Source organism: Pseudomonas sp. B35(2017), assembly GCF_002113645.1.
Lineage (GTDB): Bacteria > Pseudomonadota > Gammaproteobacteria > Pseudomonadales > Pseudomonadaceae > Aquipseudomonas > Aquipseudomonas ekonensis.
This window is the reverse complement of record NZ_NEIZ01000007.1, coordinates 99667-114034: the sequence shown is the minus strand read 5'-3', so window position 1 is coordinate 114034 and position 14368 is coordinate 99667. Positions and strand designations below refer to the sequence as shown.

The window sequence follows — 14368 nt, the reverse complement described above, 5'->3', positions numbered from 1 at the left end:
CCTGCCGGCGACGGGCGCACAGCGCCCGCTTGTCACTGCGCGTCCTTCTTCGGCTCGCGGATCCTGTACCACGCCACATACAGCGCCGGCAGGAACAGCAGCGTCAGCAAGGTCGCCACGATGATCCCGCCGATCATCGCGTAGGCCATCGGCCCCCAGAACACTTCGCGGGCGATCGGGATCATGCCCAGGCTCGCGGCCGCCGCCGTCAGCAGGATCGGCCGGCGCCGGTGTTCGGTGGCCTCCACCACCGCGTCCCACGGCGCATAACCCTTTTGCTCGTACTCTTCGATCTGGGTCACAAGGATCACCGAGTTGCGGATGATGATGCCAATCAGCGCCAGGATCCCCAGGATCGCCACGAAGCCCATCGGAATGCCGGTGGGCACCAGCGCCAGCACCACGCCGATCAGCCCCAGCGGCGCGACGCTGGCCACCAGGAACAGCTTCTGCACGCTGTGCAGCTGGATCATCAGGAAGGTCGCCATCAGAAACAGCATCAGCGGGATGACCTTGGCGATCGGCCCCTGGGCCTTGCCGCTCTCCTCCACCGTACCGCCGGTGGCGACCTTGTAGCCCGGCGGCAGCTTGGCGGCGAACGCGTCGACGGAGGGCTTGAGCACCTTCACCAGGTCCGTGGGCTGGATGTCGCCGCGCAACGCCGCCTTGATGGTGATGGTCGGCAAGCGGTCGCGGCGCCACACCAGCGGCTGCTCCAGTTCGTAGCGCACCGTGGCGAACGCCAGCAGCGGGATCGAGGTGCCGTTGGGCGTGACGATCTGCAGGTTCTGCAGGGTCTCCGGCGTGCCGCGCTCGGAGTCCACCGCCCGGCCGACCACGTTGATCAGGTAGATGTCGTCGTCGACCTGGGTCAGCGTCGAGCCGCTGACGATGCTGTTCATCAGGCTCGCCACGTCTTCGGACGACAGCCCGAGCTGGCGCGCCTTGTCCTGGGCGATGTCGATGCGCAGGACTTTGCCCGGCTCGTTCCAGTCGTAGATGATCTCGCCGATGTGCTCGTTCTTGTCCAGCTCGGTGGCCAGGTCGATGGCGTGCTTGCGCACCTGGTCGATGTCCTTGCCGCTGACCCGGTACTGGATCGGCCGGCCCACCGGCGGGCCCATCTCCAGGGCCTGCACGTAGCCGCCGATGCCGACGAAATCCTTGCGCAGGCGGTCGCGGATCCGCTGGCTCAGCGCCTCGCGGGCCTCGAAGTCCTTGCTGACGATCACCAGCTGGGCGTAGTAGGGGTTCTGCAGCTGCTGGTCCAGCGGCAGGTAGAACCGGATCGCGCCCTGGCCGATGTAGGTGCTCCAGCGCACGATGTCCGGGTCACCCTTGAGCGTGGCCTCAAGCTTGTCCACCGCCTTGCGGGTCTCGTCGATGGAAGCGTTCTGCGGCAGATCCAGGTCCACCAGGATTTCCGGGCGGTCCGAGGACGGGAAGAACTGGTTCTGCACGAAGCGCATGCCGACCACCGACAGGACGAAGCACAGCACGGTGATGGCGATGGCCCACCAGCGGTTGCGCATGCACCACAGCAGACCATGGTTGAACGCCCGCCCGATGCGGCCGGGCTCCCCCTCATGGGGCTTCACGTTGGTGCTCAGGATGTGCACGCCGATCACCGGCGCGAACAGCACCGCCACCACCCACGACACCAGCATCGCCACGGCGATCACCGCAAACAGGGTGTAGGTGTATTCGCCGGCGGAACTGGCGTTGAGGCCGATGGGCACGAAACCCGCCACCGTCACCAGCGTGCCGGTGAGCATCGGGAACGCCGTGGAGGTGTAGGCGAACGTCGCCGCCTGCTCCTTGGTCTCGCCCATCTCCAGACGCGTGACCATCATCTCCACCGTGATCATCGCGTCGTCCACCAACAGGCCCAGGGCGATGATCAGCGCGCCGAGGGAGATCCGCTGCATGGTGATGCCGCTGTACTCCATGTAGACGAACACCATCGCCAGCACCAAGGGAATCGAGCACGCCACCACCAGCCCGGCACGCATGCCGAGGCTGACGAAGCTGACCACCAGCACGATCACCACGGCTTCGAACAGTGCGCTGGTGAACCCGCCGACGGCCTCCTCCACCACCACCGCCTGGTCGGACACGTTGTGTACGCCGACGCCCACTGGCAGGTCGGCGATGATTTCGTTGATGCGCTCGTGCAGGGCCTTGCCGAAGGCCTGGACGTTGCCGCCCGTCTGCATCGCGATGGCCAGGCCGATGGCCGGCGTGCCGTTGAAGCGGAACTCCGGGGTGGCCGGGTCGACGTAGCCGCGGGAGATGTCGGCGATGTCCGCCAGCCGGTAGAAGCGGTCGTTGAGCTTGAGGTTGACCTCGGCGAGGTCCTTTTCCGAGGCGAACTGCCCCGAGGTGCGCACCGAGATCCGCTCGGGCCCGGCCTCGATGACCCCGGCCGGCGTCACGGCGTTCTGCTGCTGCAGGCTCTGCACGACCTGACGCTGGTCGATGCCCAGCGCCGCCAGTTTGCGGGTGGAGAAATTCAGGTACAGCACCTCGTCCTGCTGGCCGATCATCTCGATCTTGCCCAGCCCCGGCACGCCGCGGATCTCGGCCCGCGCCTGCTCCACGTAGTCGCGCAGCTGGCGCATCGTCAGGCCGTCGGCGGTGAAGGCGTACACCGAGCCGTACACGTCGCCGAACTCGTCGTTGAACCCCGGCCCCTGGATGCCCTGGGGGAACTGGCCGCGGATGTCGCTGATCTTCTTGCGCACCTGGTACCAGATTTCCGGGATGTCCTTGGCCTGGGTGGTGTCGCGCAGGTACACGTACACCGTCGATTCGCCGGGGCGGGTGTAGCTCTTCACGTAGTCGAGGGAGTCGAGCTCTTCGAGTTTCTTCTCGATGCGGTCGGTGACCTGCTTGAGCGTCTCCTCCTGGGTCGCTCCGGGCCACCGGGTCTGGATCACCATGGTCTTGATGGTGAAGGACGGGTCTTCCTCGCGTCCCAGGTTGAAGTACGAGAACACCCCCATCAGCAACCCGACGAACATCAGGTACCAGACGAACGACTGATGCTTGAGGGCCCATTCGGAGAGGTTGAAAGACCCTTTCATTGACTGTCCTCGTCAAATTTCACGGTTTGTCCGGGCTTGAGGCTGTTGACCCCGGCGCTGATGACCCGCTCGCCGTTGCGCACCCCGCCGTCCAGCACCACGGTGCTGTCGGTGCGGCTGAGCAGGCGGACGTCGCGGGGCGCCACGGTCTTGTCCTGGGGGTTGATCACCCAGATGCGCGGCTTGCCGTCGACCTCCTGCAAGGCCGCCGCCGGCAGTTCGATGCGCGGCTTGATCGCCGACCGCAAGGTCACGCTGATCGCCGTGCCGAGGCGAAAGCCCGGCGGCGTCTCGGCCAGGGTCAGGCGCGCGCGGCGGGTGCGGGTGGCGCTCTGGGCCTGGGGTTCGATCTCGCGGATCACCGCCGTGGTGTTGATGCCGGGGTCGAGTTGGGCCGCCACCTGGAACACCACGTCCTTGGGCAACTGATCGACCAGGGTGTCCGGCAGATCGATCACCGCTTCCTTGATGTCCGGCTGCGCCAGCGTCACCACCTGTTGGCCGGCGGTCACCACCTGGCCGGCCTCGGCGCTCCAGCCGGTGACGACGGCCTTATGGTCCGAACGCAATTCGGTGTAGCCGAGTTGGTCCTTGCTCTGGCTGACCGCCGCCCGGGCCTGGTCCAGCGAAGCCTGGGTGGTCTTCAGGTCGGTCTGGGCGATGTCCAGCTGCGCCTGGGCGCCGACCCCGCGGTCGAACAGCGCCTGTTGGCGGCGGGCGTTGGCCTGGGCGTTGATCAGTTGCGCCTCGATCTTGGCCAGGTCGCCCTGGGCCGAGCGCAGCTGGTTCTGCTGATCGGACGGGTCGAGGGTCGCCAGCAGCGTGCCCTTGCCGACCTCGGCGCCCACATCGACGTTGCGGCTGGCGATGCGCCCGCCCACGCGAAAGCCGGTGTTGCTCTCGTAGCGCGCCTGGATGTTGCCGGCGAACCGCCCCAGGCTCTCTTCGCTGAGCGCCTGCACCTTGACCGACAGCACCGGACGCACCGGCTCCGGCGGCGCTTCGCTCTTGGAACACGCAGCGAGCAGTACCCCGACGGACAGCAGTCCCAGGCGCTTCATGGCTGCGCTTCCATTTTCAGATCCTTGTAGGTGTAGTCGGCGATCTCGACCTTCATGCCCGGATGCAGCAACTGCCCTCCGGCGATGATGACCTTCTCCCCGCCATTTAGGCCTTCACTGACGACGACCTTGCCGGTCAGGTAGCGGCCCACCGTCACCGCTTGCAGCTGCGCCTCGCCTTTGCCGTCCACCAGCCACACGGCGGGTTCGCTGACCTTCTTGGTCAGGGCCGACCACGGCAGCTCCACCGCCGGCTTGCCGGAGCCCTTGGCCGTGGCGCTCACCACCGAACCGAGCTGCATCCCCGGCGGCAGGCCGTCGAGGGCGATCTTGACCTGCACCGTGCCGGACTGCGCCGACACCGACGGGGTGACCTCACGCACGGTGCCGGTGGTCTTGACCGCGGGGTTGTCGAGCAGGCTCACCACGATCGGACGTTTCGACGGCCGCTCGGCCAGCAGCGACTCGTAGACGTTGAACACCGCATCGCGGTCGCCGTCCCGGGCCAGGCTGAAGATCGGCATTGTCGCCTGCACCACTTGGCCGACCTCGGCCTGGCGCTCGGTGATGACCCCCGGCGCATCGGCCACCAGGGCGGTGTAGCTCAGTTGGTCCTTGGCGTTGGCCAGCTGCGCCTGGGCAGCGCTCAAGGCGCTCTGGCTGCTGCGCAGCGCAGCCTGGGCGGAGTCGTATTCGCTCTGGCTGGTGTAGCCCTTGGGCAGCAGTTTCTGCTGGCGCACGAAGGCTGCCGCGCTCTGCTTCACCCGGGCCTGCTCGGCCAGCACCTGGGCCTGGGCGGAGTCGACGTTGGTCTGCAGGTCCTTGGGGTCGAGCCGGGCCAGCACCTGCTTGGCGCTCACCCGGTCGCCGACCTCGACCAGCCGCTGGATGATCTTGCCGCCGACGCGGAACGAGAGTTGGGTCTGCACCCGCGCCTGCACATCGCCGGTGAGGGTCACGGCGGCAGCGTAGTCGGCGGGCTTCACGTCGAGCACCAGCACCCTGGGCAGGTACTCCTCGGCGGCTTTCTTTTCGCCGCAGGCGCTCAGCAAAGCGACGGCGCTCAGGGCCAATGCCACTTTATATCCGGGACCCGCCATGCAGACTCCTTGGCTTTTTCTGACGTGACAGAGACGATACGACTGAGAGCTTAGAACAGCCTTTGACCATTGCACGGCTTTACCGCACGAAGCGTGCGCAGGCACACGGCGACACGGCATTCAGGCAAACTGGCCGGCTCCGGCAGAAGGAAACGCCCATGCTCAAGACCCTGGCGGTGGCCAATTACCGCTCGATCAACAAACTGGTGATCCCGCTGGGCCGCCTGAACCTCATCACCGGCCCCAACGGCAGCGGCAAGTCCAACCTCTACCGGGCCCTGCGCCTGCTGGCGGAGACCGCGCAGGGCGGCGTGGTCAACGCCCTGGCCCGCGAAGGCGGGCTGGACTCGACCTTCTGGGCCGGACCGGAAACCCTCAGCCGACGGATGCGCAATGGCGAGGTGGCCATCGAGCCCACGGTGCGCCAAGGCGTCAAGCGCCTGCGCCTGGGGTTCGCCGGGGAGGACTTCGGTTATGCGATCGCGCTGGGCCTGCCCGAGCCGTCCCGCTCGTACTTTGCCCTGGATCCGGAAATCAAACGGGAGTGCATCTGGGCCGGGCCGTTCCATCGCCCGGCCAGTCTGCTGGTGGACCGCGACGGCCCGATGATCCGCGCCCGCGAAGGCCGCCGCTGGGAGGTGCTGGCGCAGCACACGCCGACCTTCGACAGCCTGTTCGACCAGGTCGGCAGCCTGCGCACCTCGCCGGAGGTGTTCCAGATGCGCGAGTTCATCCGCCGCTGGCGCTTCTACGACCACTTTCGCAGCGACGTTGACGCCCCGGCACGCCAGCCGCAACTGGGCACCCGCACCCCGGTGCTGCACCACGACGGCCGGGATCTGGCGGCGGCGCTGCGCACCATCATCGAGATCGGCGATCCCGAAGCCCTGCGGGCGGCGGTCAGCGACGCGTTTCCCGGCGCACGCCTGGAGATCGCGCCGCTGGCCGGCGGACGTTTCGCCATCGAATTCCATCAGGAAGGGTTGCTGCGGCCGCTGTCGGCGGCGGAGCTGTCGGACGGCACCTTGCGTTACCTGCTGCTGGTCGCGGCGCTGCTGACGCCGCGCCCGCCGTCGCTGATGGTGCTGAACGAACCGGAGACCAGCCTGCACCCGGACCTGCTGCCGGCGCTGGCGCGCCTGATCATCCGCGTATCGCAGGACTGCCAGGTGTGGGTGGTGTCCCACGCCCGGCGGCTGATCTCGGCGTTGCAGGAGGATCCAGACTGCAACTGCATCGTGCTGGAAAAGACCCTCGGCCAGACCGGCGTCGTCGGCCAGCGAATGCTGGACGAGCCGGCCTGGCACTGGCCGGATTGAGCCCGTGGCGAGGCTCCCTCGCCACAGCTTTTGGTCAGGCGCTCAGCCCTGCCACTTGCCGCCTTCGACAATCACGCTCTCAGGCTGGGTGTCGTCGCTCAGTTCCTTGCGCACGTACTGGTCGTACAGCTTGAGCAGGTATTTCTCCTCGCCCAGCTTCGCCAGCTCGGCATTCACCCAGTCGCGCAGTTCGGTATTGCCCTTCTTCACCGCCGGTGCGATCGGGGCCTCGTCGCCGAGCTTTTCGTCCAGCACGCGGTAGCCCGGGTTCTGCTTGGCCCAGCTGAACAGCACCAGGTTGTCCTGGGCGTAGGCGTCGCCGCGGCCGCCGGCCAGGGCCTGCAGCGATTCGGAGTTCTTCTCGAACTTGAGCAGTTTCCAGTCCGGGTGGTGCTTGGTCAGCCAGATGTCGGCGGTGGTGCCGGTGGTGACGATGGTGGTGCGGGTCGCCAGGTCGTCGAGCCGCTTCACCGCGCTGCCCTGGGGCACCAGCGCCTGCACCGCCACCCGCAGGTTCGGGTTGGTGAAGTCCACCGCGTCCTTGCGCTCCGGGGTGACGGTCATGTTGGCCAGGATCAGGTCGACCTTGTCGCTTTGCAGGAACGGGATCCGGCTGGCCGGCTCCACGGCGACGAACTCGACCTTGTTCTCGTCGCCCAGCAGGTCCTTGGCCAGCCGGCGGCCGATGTCGGTGTCGAAGCCGACGTAGCGCCCCGTTTCGTTGACGAAGCCGAACGGCGGCTTGTCGGTGAACACGCCGACGATCAGCTTGTCGCGGGCCTTGATCTTGTCCAGGCTGCCTGCGGGCGCAGCGCTTTCGCTGGCGACCTTGGGCTTGGCCGGTTCCTCGGATTTGTTGCAGCCGGCCAGCAGCGCGAGGCCGAGCAGGGGCAGAACGAACAGCGATTTGGCAGTTTTCATGACGGTTCCTTGGTCTGAGTCGTTTTGGGCAACGTCGCCGAAGGCCAGGCTTCGGCGGGGAGAACTTCTCCAGGAACGGCTGCGCGCGTGCGGTCTGCGGGTTCGCAAAGAAAATCTCGGGCGGGGTGCGGGCCCTGCCAAGCGGTCGAGGCGCTCATGCGTGGGCCCAGCGCCGCTCCAGCACGCGGGAGGCGGCAGAGAGCGGGTAGCAGATGAAAAAGAAGAACAGGAACAGCGCACCGTAGATCAGCACCGATTCGTAGGTGCGTTCGATGATCTGCTGACCGACCTTGATCACGTCCACCACGCCGATCAGCACCGCCAGGGAGCTGGTCTTGATGATGCGCGTGTAGACATTGATGGTCGGCGGCGTCATGCGCTTGAGCGCCTGCGGCATCAGCACGTAGGCGTAGAGCTGCACGGCGTTGAAGCCGAGCGACAGCCCGGCCTCGCGCTGCCCGCGGGGCAACGAGCGCAATGCGCCGCGCGCCGCCTCGCCGACTTCGCTGGCGCCCCACAGCGACAGCACCGTCACGGCGCACCAGAAGCTCGGCACGCTGAGGCCGAAGAAAATCGGCAGGCCGAAGAACAGCAGGTACAGCCAGACCAGCACCGGAATCGCCCGGAACAGCTCCAGATAGACCCGCAGCACCGCGTTGAGCCACTTTACGTCGAGGGTGCGCAGCACGCCGTAGAGCACGCCGCCGACGGTGCTGACCGCGATGCTCAGCAGCGAGATCGACAAGGTCTGCCCGGCGCCGGCCGCCAGTTGCGGCAACGACACCCACAGCAGCTCAAGACCCGAACTGGCCATGTTGCAGCCTCCTTTCCAGACGGCCGAGCAGCAGCGACAGCGGCAGGAACAGCAGCACGCAGATCAGCGTCAGCACGGCGAGCATTTCGTAGGTCTTGTAGTACAGGGCGATGTAGCTCTTGGTGGTGTAGAGGAGTTCCGGCACCGCCACGGCCGACACCACCGTGGTTTCCTTGAGCAGGAAAATGAAATTGGCGAACAGCGACGGCAGGCTGAGGATCCCCGCCTGCGGCAGGATCACGTAGCGCAGCACTTGCAGGTCGGACAGCCCGAGGGAACGGCCGGATTCGATCTGCCCCTTGGGCACCGCTTCGACGCCGGCGCGCAGCACCTCAGTCAGGTAGGCGCCGCCCAGGAACGTCAGGGTGATGATCGCGGCGGCGAAACCGGACACTTGAACCCCCACGGTCGGCAACGCGAAGTAGACGAAAAACAGCTGGATCAGCAGCGGCGTGTTGCGGGCCAGTTCCACGTACAGGCCGATGACCTTCGGCAGGTACGGCACACGCAACACCAGGAGCGCCGCATTGAACAGCGCCACGGCCAACGAAGTGCCGATGGCGATCAGCCCGACCTGCAAGGTCACGCCCACGGCGCTGAGGAAGGCCGGCAAGGTGCTGAGGATGAACGCGTAATCGAAGGTCATGAAACGTCCTGACGCCGCTCGGTAAGCGACGGTGGTGCAATCCATGGACAGCGGGTGGCCGTCCTGCAGGCACCGACTTTATAGGTATAAAAAAAAGAATTTAAATACCGATAAAGCATATTGATATCACACAAAAAACTAATCGCCGGGTTTGCCGGGACGGAAGAAGAAAGCTATTTTCCCCGGCGCTGTAGGAAGGATCTTTTTTTCAGATTGCCCCTCCAAGGACGCACAGCTTTTGACCAGACTCCCTGGGCCAAACCATTACAAGGAAGAAAACATGGCTGACGTAAAAGTGCCGCAGCGGCTGGATCCGCAGGACATCGTGAAACTGTTGGTGGCGTTGCGCAGGGCGCTGAAGACGGGGCTCGCCTAGGCCCTTGCGGTGACGGAGCGGGCTCCCTCACCGCAGGCTGCGACACCGCCGCAAACGAAAACGCCGACGACCATCGCTGGCCGTCGGCGTCTTCACACCTGAAGGGGGTGCTGTTGCGTCGGATGCGTCGGATCAGAACGCCGGCAATACCGCGCCGTTGTACTTCTTCTCGATGAACGCTTTGACTTCAGGGCTGGTCAGGGCCTTGGCCAGCTTCTGGATCGCGTCGCTGTTCTTGTTGTCCTCACGGGCCACCAGGAAGTTCACGTAAGGCGAGTCGGCACCTTCGATCACCAAGGCGTCCTTGGTCGGGTTCAGCTTGGCTTCCAGCGCGTAGTTGGTGTTGATCATGTCCAGGTCGACTTCGTTCAGCACCCGCGGCAGCAGGGCCGATTCCAGTTCCTTGAACTTGAAGTTGTGCGGGTTCTTGGCGATGTCCTTCGGGGTGGCCAGCGCGTTCTTCGGATCCTTCAGCTCGATCAGGCCGGCTTTCTGCAGCAGGATCAGGGCGCGGCCGCTGTTGCTGCCTTCGTTGGGGATCGCGATGGTCGCGCCGTTCGGCAGGTCGGCCAGCGACTTGTACTTCTTCGAGTAGCCGCCGAACGGTTCGACGTGGACGCCTTTCACGGTCACCAGGTACTTGGCCTTGTCGTCCTTGTATTTGCCGGCGTTGAAGCTGTCCAGGTAAGGCTTGGTCTGGAAGTAGTTGGCATCCAGGCGCTTCTCGCCCACCTGCACGTTCGGCTGCACGTAGTCGGTGAAGACTTTGACTTCCAGATCCACGCCTTCTTTGGCGAGGGTCGGCTTGATCAGTTCGAGGATCTCGGCGTGGGGAACCGGCGTGGCCGCCACCACCAGTTTCTCGCCGGCCTGGGCCAGGGATGCGGTCAGGGCAGCCGCCAATGCGGAGAACAGCAGAACCTTTTTCATGCAGTGTCCTTATCGAAAGTCATGGTCGTCATCGACGACGGCATTGAATACAAGTGCCAGTGATGTGCTATCGCTGGCGTGAAGCGGACAATACCGGGATTTTTTATTCCCGGACAATAACGTTTATTCAGCTTCATATTCCATTTTGTTCATGTTGAACAAAATGGTTACAACCCTTCCGCCAGGCGCAAAAGCAAGTCTTTCAATGTCTTGCGTTCGTCGGGCGTGCCGCCGATGCCGATGCCCGCCACATGGCGTTCAAACTGAGCCAGCAGCCCGGACGCCTCGGGCAGGTTGAGGTGTTCCGGCAGGATTTCGTCCCCCGTGCTCACCAGCAACGCGAAGTGAATGACGTTCTCCAGCTCCCGGGTGTTGCCCGGCCAGCTGTGGCGCTCCAGCACCTCCTGCGCCGCCTCGCTGATCAGCGGCACCGGCAGGTCCAGGCGCTGGCTGTAGATGCCGAGGAAGTACTCGGCCAACGACAGGATGTCGCCGGTCCGCTCGCGCAAGGCCGGCAGTTCCAGATGGCCTTCGCTGAGGTAATGGAACAGCCGCTCATGGAATTTCCCCGCCGCCACCGCCTGCGCCAGGTCGATGCTGGTGGCGGCCACCAGGCGCACGTCCACCGGGCTCGGCTGATGGGCGCCGACCCGGGTGACTTCGTGGTTTTCCAGGGCGGCGAGCAGTTTGATCTGGATCGGCAACGGCAAGTCGCCGATTTCGTCCAGGTACAGGGTGCCGCCGTTGGCCGAGCCGAACCAGCCGGCGCGGCTGCTGGCCGAGCCCGTGTAACTGCCGGCGGCATAGCCGAACAGTTCGGCGTCGGCGTAGGTTGGGCTGATCGCCCCGCAGTTGACCGACACGAACAGGCCGCTGCGGTCACTGGCGCGGTGGATGTGCCGGGCGAGCAGTTCCTTGCCGGTGCCGGTTTCGCCGCGGATCAGCACCGAGATCGACCGCGGGGCCAGTTGGTTCATGTGCTCGCGCAACCGGCGCGAGCGCGGATCGACGAACACCAGCGCCTTGGCGCGGATGCTCAGGGGGCTTTTTTCCGCATCGGGAAAGGTCAGCAACGGCTGGCCGAAGGTCTCGAAACTCATGGCAGACTCCCGCCCAGAACCGCCGGGAGACGGGGGCGATCAAAAATGGAAAGTAGGGTTCAAGCGCGCCGCCGGGCGTGATGTTCCATGCGGTTCTGCAGGCGGTACAGGTACGCGAATCCCTGTTCCCAGCGCCGATGGCCGGACTTCACGTTGATGTGCCCGGCCCCGGCGAGGATCCCCGCCTCGGCGCCCCAGTTGCGTGCCAGCTCCAGGGCCCGGGTGGCGCTGACGGCGGCGTCGTTGTCGGAGCTGACCACTTGGCTGGGGAACGGCAGCAGGTCGGTCGGGATCGGCGCGAAATTGCGCAGGGCCGGCACACACGCCGGACGCTCGACATCCGCCGGTGCGACCAGCAGCGCGCCGCGCACCTGACGCAGGGCCTGCAACGGCGCGTTGGCCGCCCAATGGGCAACGGTGATGCAGCCCAGGCTGTGCGCAATCAGGATCACCGGCGCGCTGTCGGCGGCGATCGCCTCGGCCAGTGCCGCCACCCAGTCCTCACGCCGGGGCGTCAGCCAGTCGGCCTGCTCCACCCGGGCGCTGTTGGGCAGGCTGTTCTGCCAATGGGTTTGCCAATGATCCTCTGGCGATCCTTGCCAGCCCGGCACAATCAGGTAACGAATCGGTTCGTTGCGCATGGGGATGCTCTCCTGCGTCGTGTCTGTTCCTGGTCGAGTATAGGGATGGGAGTTATATTCGTTAAGGAATAAGAAGCTATTTATTAATACCCAAAACACATATACAGCGATGACTTTGCCGACGCGACCCTGCTTGCGAATACCGCCGTTGGCGACCTGCACCGCCTCTTCGCGAGCAGGCTCGCGCCTGCAGGGAGCGGCGGCGCAAAGAAGACGGAAATAAAAAAGGGGCCGCACCCTGCCAAGGAGACGGCCCCGGAAAAATCGACATTCGTTCACCGCGCGGTGATCACCGACAGCTTGGTGATGCCGGCCCGCTCGATCGACGCCATGGCCCGCGCCACTTCGCCGTAGTTCACGCCGTCGTCCGCCTGCAGCTGCACGCGGACTTCCGCATCCTTGGCCTTGGCGGCCTTGAGGTTGAACTCCAGCAGGTCCGGCTGGATTTCATCCTTGTTGATGAACAGCTTGCCGGCCCCGTCGATGCTCACCACCAGCGGATCCTTCTGCTCCACCGGCGCCACCGCTTCGGTCTTGGGCAGGTTGATCGGTATCGCGTTGGTCAGCAGCGGCGCGGTGACGATGAACACCACCAGCAGCACCAGCATCACGTCCACCAGCGGCGTCACGTTGATCTCGCTCAGCACCTCGTCGCTGTCTTGCGTGGAGAAGGCCATCTCAGGACGCCTCCTTCACTTTCGCCGCACCGCCGGCCACCGCGGCGCGCTGGGCCGCCGGGTGGATCAGCACGCGGAACGCGCTCTTCTGCGCCAGGCTGTAGAAGTCATGGGCGAAGTCGTCCAGATCCGCCGCGGTCAGCTTCAGGCGCCGCAGAAAGTAGTTGTAAACCAGCACCGCCGGCACCGCGACGGCGATCCCCACGCCGGTGGCGACCAGTGCCGCACCGATGGGCCCGGCCACCGTTTCCAGGCTCGCCGACCCCGCCGCGCTGATGCCCTTCAACGCCTCCATGATCCCCCACACCGTGCCGAACAGGCCGATGAACGGCGAGGTGCTGCCGATGCTCGCGACCACCGCCAGACCGGTTTCCAGCGAACGCCGCTCGCGCACGATCTGCTGGCGCAAGGCACGCTCCAGGCGATCCTGGTGATTGATCGCCTGGCTCAGATCCGCCGCCGGCGCCTCGCCCACCTGGATCGCCGCATAGCCGGCCTGGGCCACCCGAGCGGCGGCGCCGGGCTGGGTCTCGCTCAGCTCGGCGGCGGAATCCAGGCTCGACGCCGCCCAGAACCGTTTGTGAAACCTGCGGTCCTGGGCCTTCAGGCGGCCGAACTGCACAGCCTTGAGCAGCGCCAGTCCCCAAGTGGCGACGGAAAAGGCCACCAGCAGCCAGATCACTGCGCTTTCGATGGATTCCAGTGGAGAGGCCAGTAACGTCATGGTGCATTCCCTCGTATAAACGTTTCGCGCGAATTTGGTTTCGGTTCAGTGAATCTTGAAATCGATGGGGACGCTGACCCAGCCGTCCTGGGCGACATCGCCCTGCTTGGCCGGCACGAAGCTCCAGCGCTTCACGGCCTCCAGCGCCGCGTCGTCGAGCTGTTGCCGGCCGCTGCTTTTCTGGATCTGGATCTCGCCCGGCTTGCCGCTGGCCAACACGTGCACCCTGAGCAGCACGGTGCCTTCCCAGCCGCGGCGCTGGGCCAGCGACGGGTATTCCGGCGCCGGGTTCTTCAGGTAAGCGGCATTGGCCGAGGCCGGTGTGACCGGTGCGGGCGCAGGCGGCGCGGGCGGCGTAGGTGCCGCGACCGGAGCAGCCGGCTGCGGCGGTGCCGGCGGTTGCTCGACCGCCTTGGGCGCAGGTTTGGGCACAGGCTTGGCGACCGGTTTAGGAATCGGCTTCGGCACCGGTTTTTTCGGCGGCGGCTTCACCGCCAGTTCGTCTTCCACCGGCGGAGGCGGTTCGACCACGGGCGCCGGCGGCGGTGGCTCGACCACAGGAGGCGCCGGCGGCGCCGGACGCGAAAACTCGATGGTCATCGGCGGAACCTGCGGCGGCACCACCGGCAGCGCCGGGGTCGGCTGCCGGCCGACCCAGTAGATCACCGCGCCATGCACCACCAGGGCCAGCACGCCGAGCAGGATCGTTTCGCGCCGGCTCAGGATGCCTTTGGGCGAGCGCTGCAGACGCAACTGCCCCAGCGGCACCCGGTGAGGCCGGCCGAGACCGACCAATTCGCCGCTCGGCGCCTGGCGCCACAGCACCTCCTGTGCGGCGGCGGTCTGGACATTGCCCATTGATTCACTCCCTGCGGTCTCTTTTGCGTTCTCGTTCTGCCAAAGCTGCCGACAACCGCTTGTTGAATCCCCCACGGCCCATCGACGGCCCCATCATTAGGCCAGTCGCTTATCT

The 14368-nt window shown here is 65.7% G+C and carries 13 protein-coding genes and 1 pseudogene; 1 reads left to right on the top strand and 13 read right to left on the bottom strand.

Annotated features, from left to right (window positions below; translation table 11 throughout):
• Positions 1-32: 32 nt before the first annotated feature.
• Genes CAG41_RS14850 through CAG41_RS14840 form a run of 3 tightly spaced genes read right to left on the bottom strand, consistent with a single transcriptional unit; the run spans position 33 to position 5247 of the window.
• Positions 33-3086: an efflux RND transporter permease subunit gene (locus tag CAG41_RS14850; RefSeq protein ID WP_085631877.1), complete on the bottom strand. Its 3054-nt coding sequence runs from the start codon at positions 3084-3086 to the stop codon at positions 33-35.
• Entirely contained in the window at positions 3083-4147 is a 1065-nt protein-coding gene (locus CAG41_RS14845; protein ID WP_085582022.1) for an efflux RND transporter periplasmic adaptor subunit, read from the bottom strand. The genes CAG41_RS14850 and CAG41_RS14845 overlap by 4 nt, the downstream gene beginning before the upstream one ends.
• Positions 4144-5247: an efflux RND transporter periplasmic adaptor subunit gene (locus tag CAG41_RS14840; protein ID WP_085582024.1), complete on the bottom strand. Its 1104-nt coding sequence runs from the start codon at positions 5245-5247 to the stop codon at positions 4144-4146. Before CAG41_RS14840 ends, CAG41_RS14845 begins: the two co-directional genes overlap by 4 nt.
• A 158-nt stretch (positions 5248-5405) precedes the next feature.
• Here CAG41_RS14840 and CAG41_RS14835 point away from each other — a divergent pair, with 158 nt between their 5' ends.
• A complete protein-coding gene (locus CAG41_RS14835; protein ID WP_085639465.1) occupies positions 5406-6566 on the top strand; it encodes an AAA family ATPase in 1161 nt (386 codons plus the stop codon).
• Positions 6567-6608: 42 nt separating this feature from the next.
• On the opposite strand, the gene CAG41_RS14830 is transcribed toward CAG41_RS14835, so the two are convergent.
• The 10 genes and pseudogenes from CAG41_RS14830 to CAG41_RS14790 all read right to left on the bottom strand — a co-directional run bounded on the left by CAG41_RS14830 (position 6609) and on the right by CAG41_RS14790 (position 14253).
• Positions 6609-7487, bottom strand: coding sequence for a transporter substrate-binding domain-containing protein (locus CAG41_RS14830; RefSeq protein ID WP_085707151.1), 879 nt, complete (start codon positions 7485-7487; stop codon positions 6609-6611).
• A pseudogene (locus CAG41_RS28755) lies at positions 7484-7617 on the bottom strand (amino acid ABC transporter ATP-binding protein); the annotation flags it as partial. The pseudogene CAG41_RS28755 and the gene CAG41_RS14830, both read right to left, overlap by 4 nt.
• A gap of 24 nt (positions 7618-7641) precedes the next feature.
• Positions 7642-8301 (bottom strand): amino acid ABC transporter permease, encoded by a 660-nt coding sequence (locus tag CAG41_RS14825; protein ID WP_085582030.1) that lies wholly within the window; start codon positions 8299-8301, stop codon positions 7642-7644.
• The gene (locus CAG41_RS14820) at positions 8282-8947 is read right to left on the bottom strand and encodes an amino acid ABC transporter permease (RefSeq protein WP_085582032.1); all 666 of its coding nucleotides are present in this window, start codon (positions 8945-8947) and stop codon (positions 8282-8284) included. The genes CAG41_RS14825 and CAG41_RS14820 overlap by 20 nt, the downstream gene beginning before the upstream one ends.
• A 508-nt stretch (positions 8948-9455) precedes the next feature.
• The gene (locus CAG41_RS14815) at positions 9456-10253 is read right to left on the bottom strand and encodes a MetQ/NlpA family ABC transporter substrate-binding protein (protein WP_085656666.1); all 798 of its coding nucleotides are present in this window, start codon (positions 10251-10253) and stop codon (positions 9456-9458) included.
• Between the two features lie 167 nt (positions 10254-10420).
• A complete protein-coding gene (locus tag CAG41_RS14810) occupies positions 10421-11353 on the bottom strand; it encodes a sigma 54-interacting transcriptional regulator (protein WP_085707150.1) in 933 nt (310 codons plus the stop codon).
• A 59-nt stretch (positions 11354-11412) separates the two neighbouring features.
• Positions 11413-11994 (bottom strand): alpha/beta hydrolase, encoded by a 582-nt coding sequence (locus tag CAG41_RS14805; RefSeq protein WP_085639474.1) that lies wholly within the window; start codon positions 11992-11994, stop codon positions 11413-11415.
• 275 nt (positions 11995-12269) lie between these two features.
• Complete coding sequence (locus tag CAG41_RS14800) at positions 12270-12671, bottom strand: biopolymer transporter ExbD (protein WP_085582040.1); 402 nt, start codon at positions 12669-12671, stop codon at positions 12270-12272.
• 1 nt (position 12672) lies between these two features.
• Positions 12673-13395 (bottom strand): MotA/TolQ/ExbB proton channel family protein, encoded by a 723-nt coding sequence (locus tag CAG41_RS14795; protein WP_085694925.1) that lies wholly within the window; start codon positions 13393-13395, stop codon positions 12673-12675.
• Positions 13396-13440: 45 nt separating this feature from the next.
• Entirely contained in the window at positions 13441-14253 is an 813-nt protein-coding gene (locus CAG41_RS14790; RefSeq protein WP_085582044.1) for an energy transducer TonB, read from the bottom strand.
• Positions 14254-14368 lie beyond the last annotated feature (115 nt).

Excerpts from the sequence above, each read along its gene's own strand:
- CAG41_RS14850 (WP_085631877.1), bottom strand. The coding sequence starts at position 3,086 with ATGAAAGGGTCTTTCAACCTCTCCGAATGGGCCCTCAAGCATCAGTCG.
- CAG41_RS14845 (WP_085582022.1), bottom strand. The coding sequence starts at position 4,147 with ATGAAGCGCCTGGGACTGCTGTCCGTCGGGGTACTGCTCGCTGCGTGT.
- CAG41_RS14840 (WP_085582024.1), bottom strand. The coding sequence starts at position 5,247 with ATGGCGGGTCCCGGATATAAAGTGGCATTGGCCCTGAGCGCCGTCGCT.
- CAG41_RS14835 (WP_085639465.1), top strand. The coding sequence starts at position 5,406 with ATGCTCAAGACCCTGGCGGTGGCCAATTACCGCTCGATCAACAAACTG.
- CAG41_RS14830 (WP_085707151.1), bottom strand. The coding sequence starts at position 7,487 with ATGAAAACTGCCAAATCGCTGTTCGTTCTGCCCCTGCTCGGCCTCGCG.
- CAG41_RS14825 (WP_085582030.1), bottom strand. The coding sequence starts at position 8,301 with ATGGCCAGTTCGGGTCTTGAGCTGCTGTGGGTGTCGTTGCCGCAACTG.
- CAG41_RS14820 (WP_085582032.1), bottom strand. The coding sequence starts at position 8,947 with ATGACCTTCGATTACGCGTTCATCCTCAGCACCTTGCCGGCCTTCCTC.
- CAG41_RS14815 (WP_085656666.1), bottom strand. The coding sequence starts at position 10,253 with ATGAAAAAGGTTCTGCTGTTCTCCGCATTGGCGGCTGCCCTGACCGCA.
- CAG41_RS14810 (WP_085707150.1), bottom strand. The coding sequence starts at position 11,353 with ATGAGTTTCGAGACCTTCGGCCAGCCGTTGCTGACCTTTCCCGATGCG.
- CAG41_RS14805 (WP_085639474.1), bottom strand. The coding sequence starts at position 11,994 with ATGCGCAACGAACCGATTCGTTACCTGATTGTGCCGGGCTGGCAAGGA.
- CAG41_RS14800 (WP_085582040.1), bottom strand. The coding sequence starts at position 12,671 with ATGGCCTTCTCCACGCAAGACAGCGACGAGGTGCTGAGCGAGATCAAC.
- CAG41_RS14795 (WP_085694925.1), bottom strand. The coding sequence starts at position 13,395 with ATGACGTTACTGGCCTCTCCACTGGAATCCATCGAAAGCGCAGTGATC.
- CAG41_RS14790 (WP_085582044.1), bottom strand. The coding sequence starts at position 14,253 with ATGGGCAATGTCCAGACCGCCGCCGCACAGGAGGTGCTGTGGCGCCAG.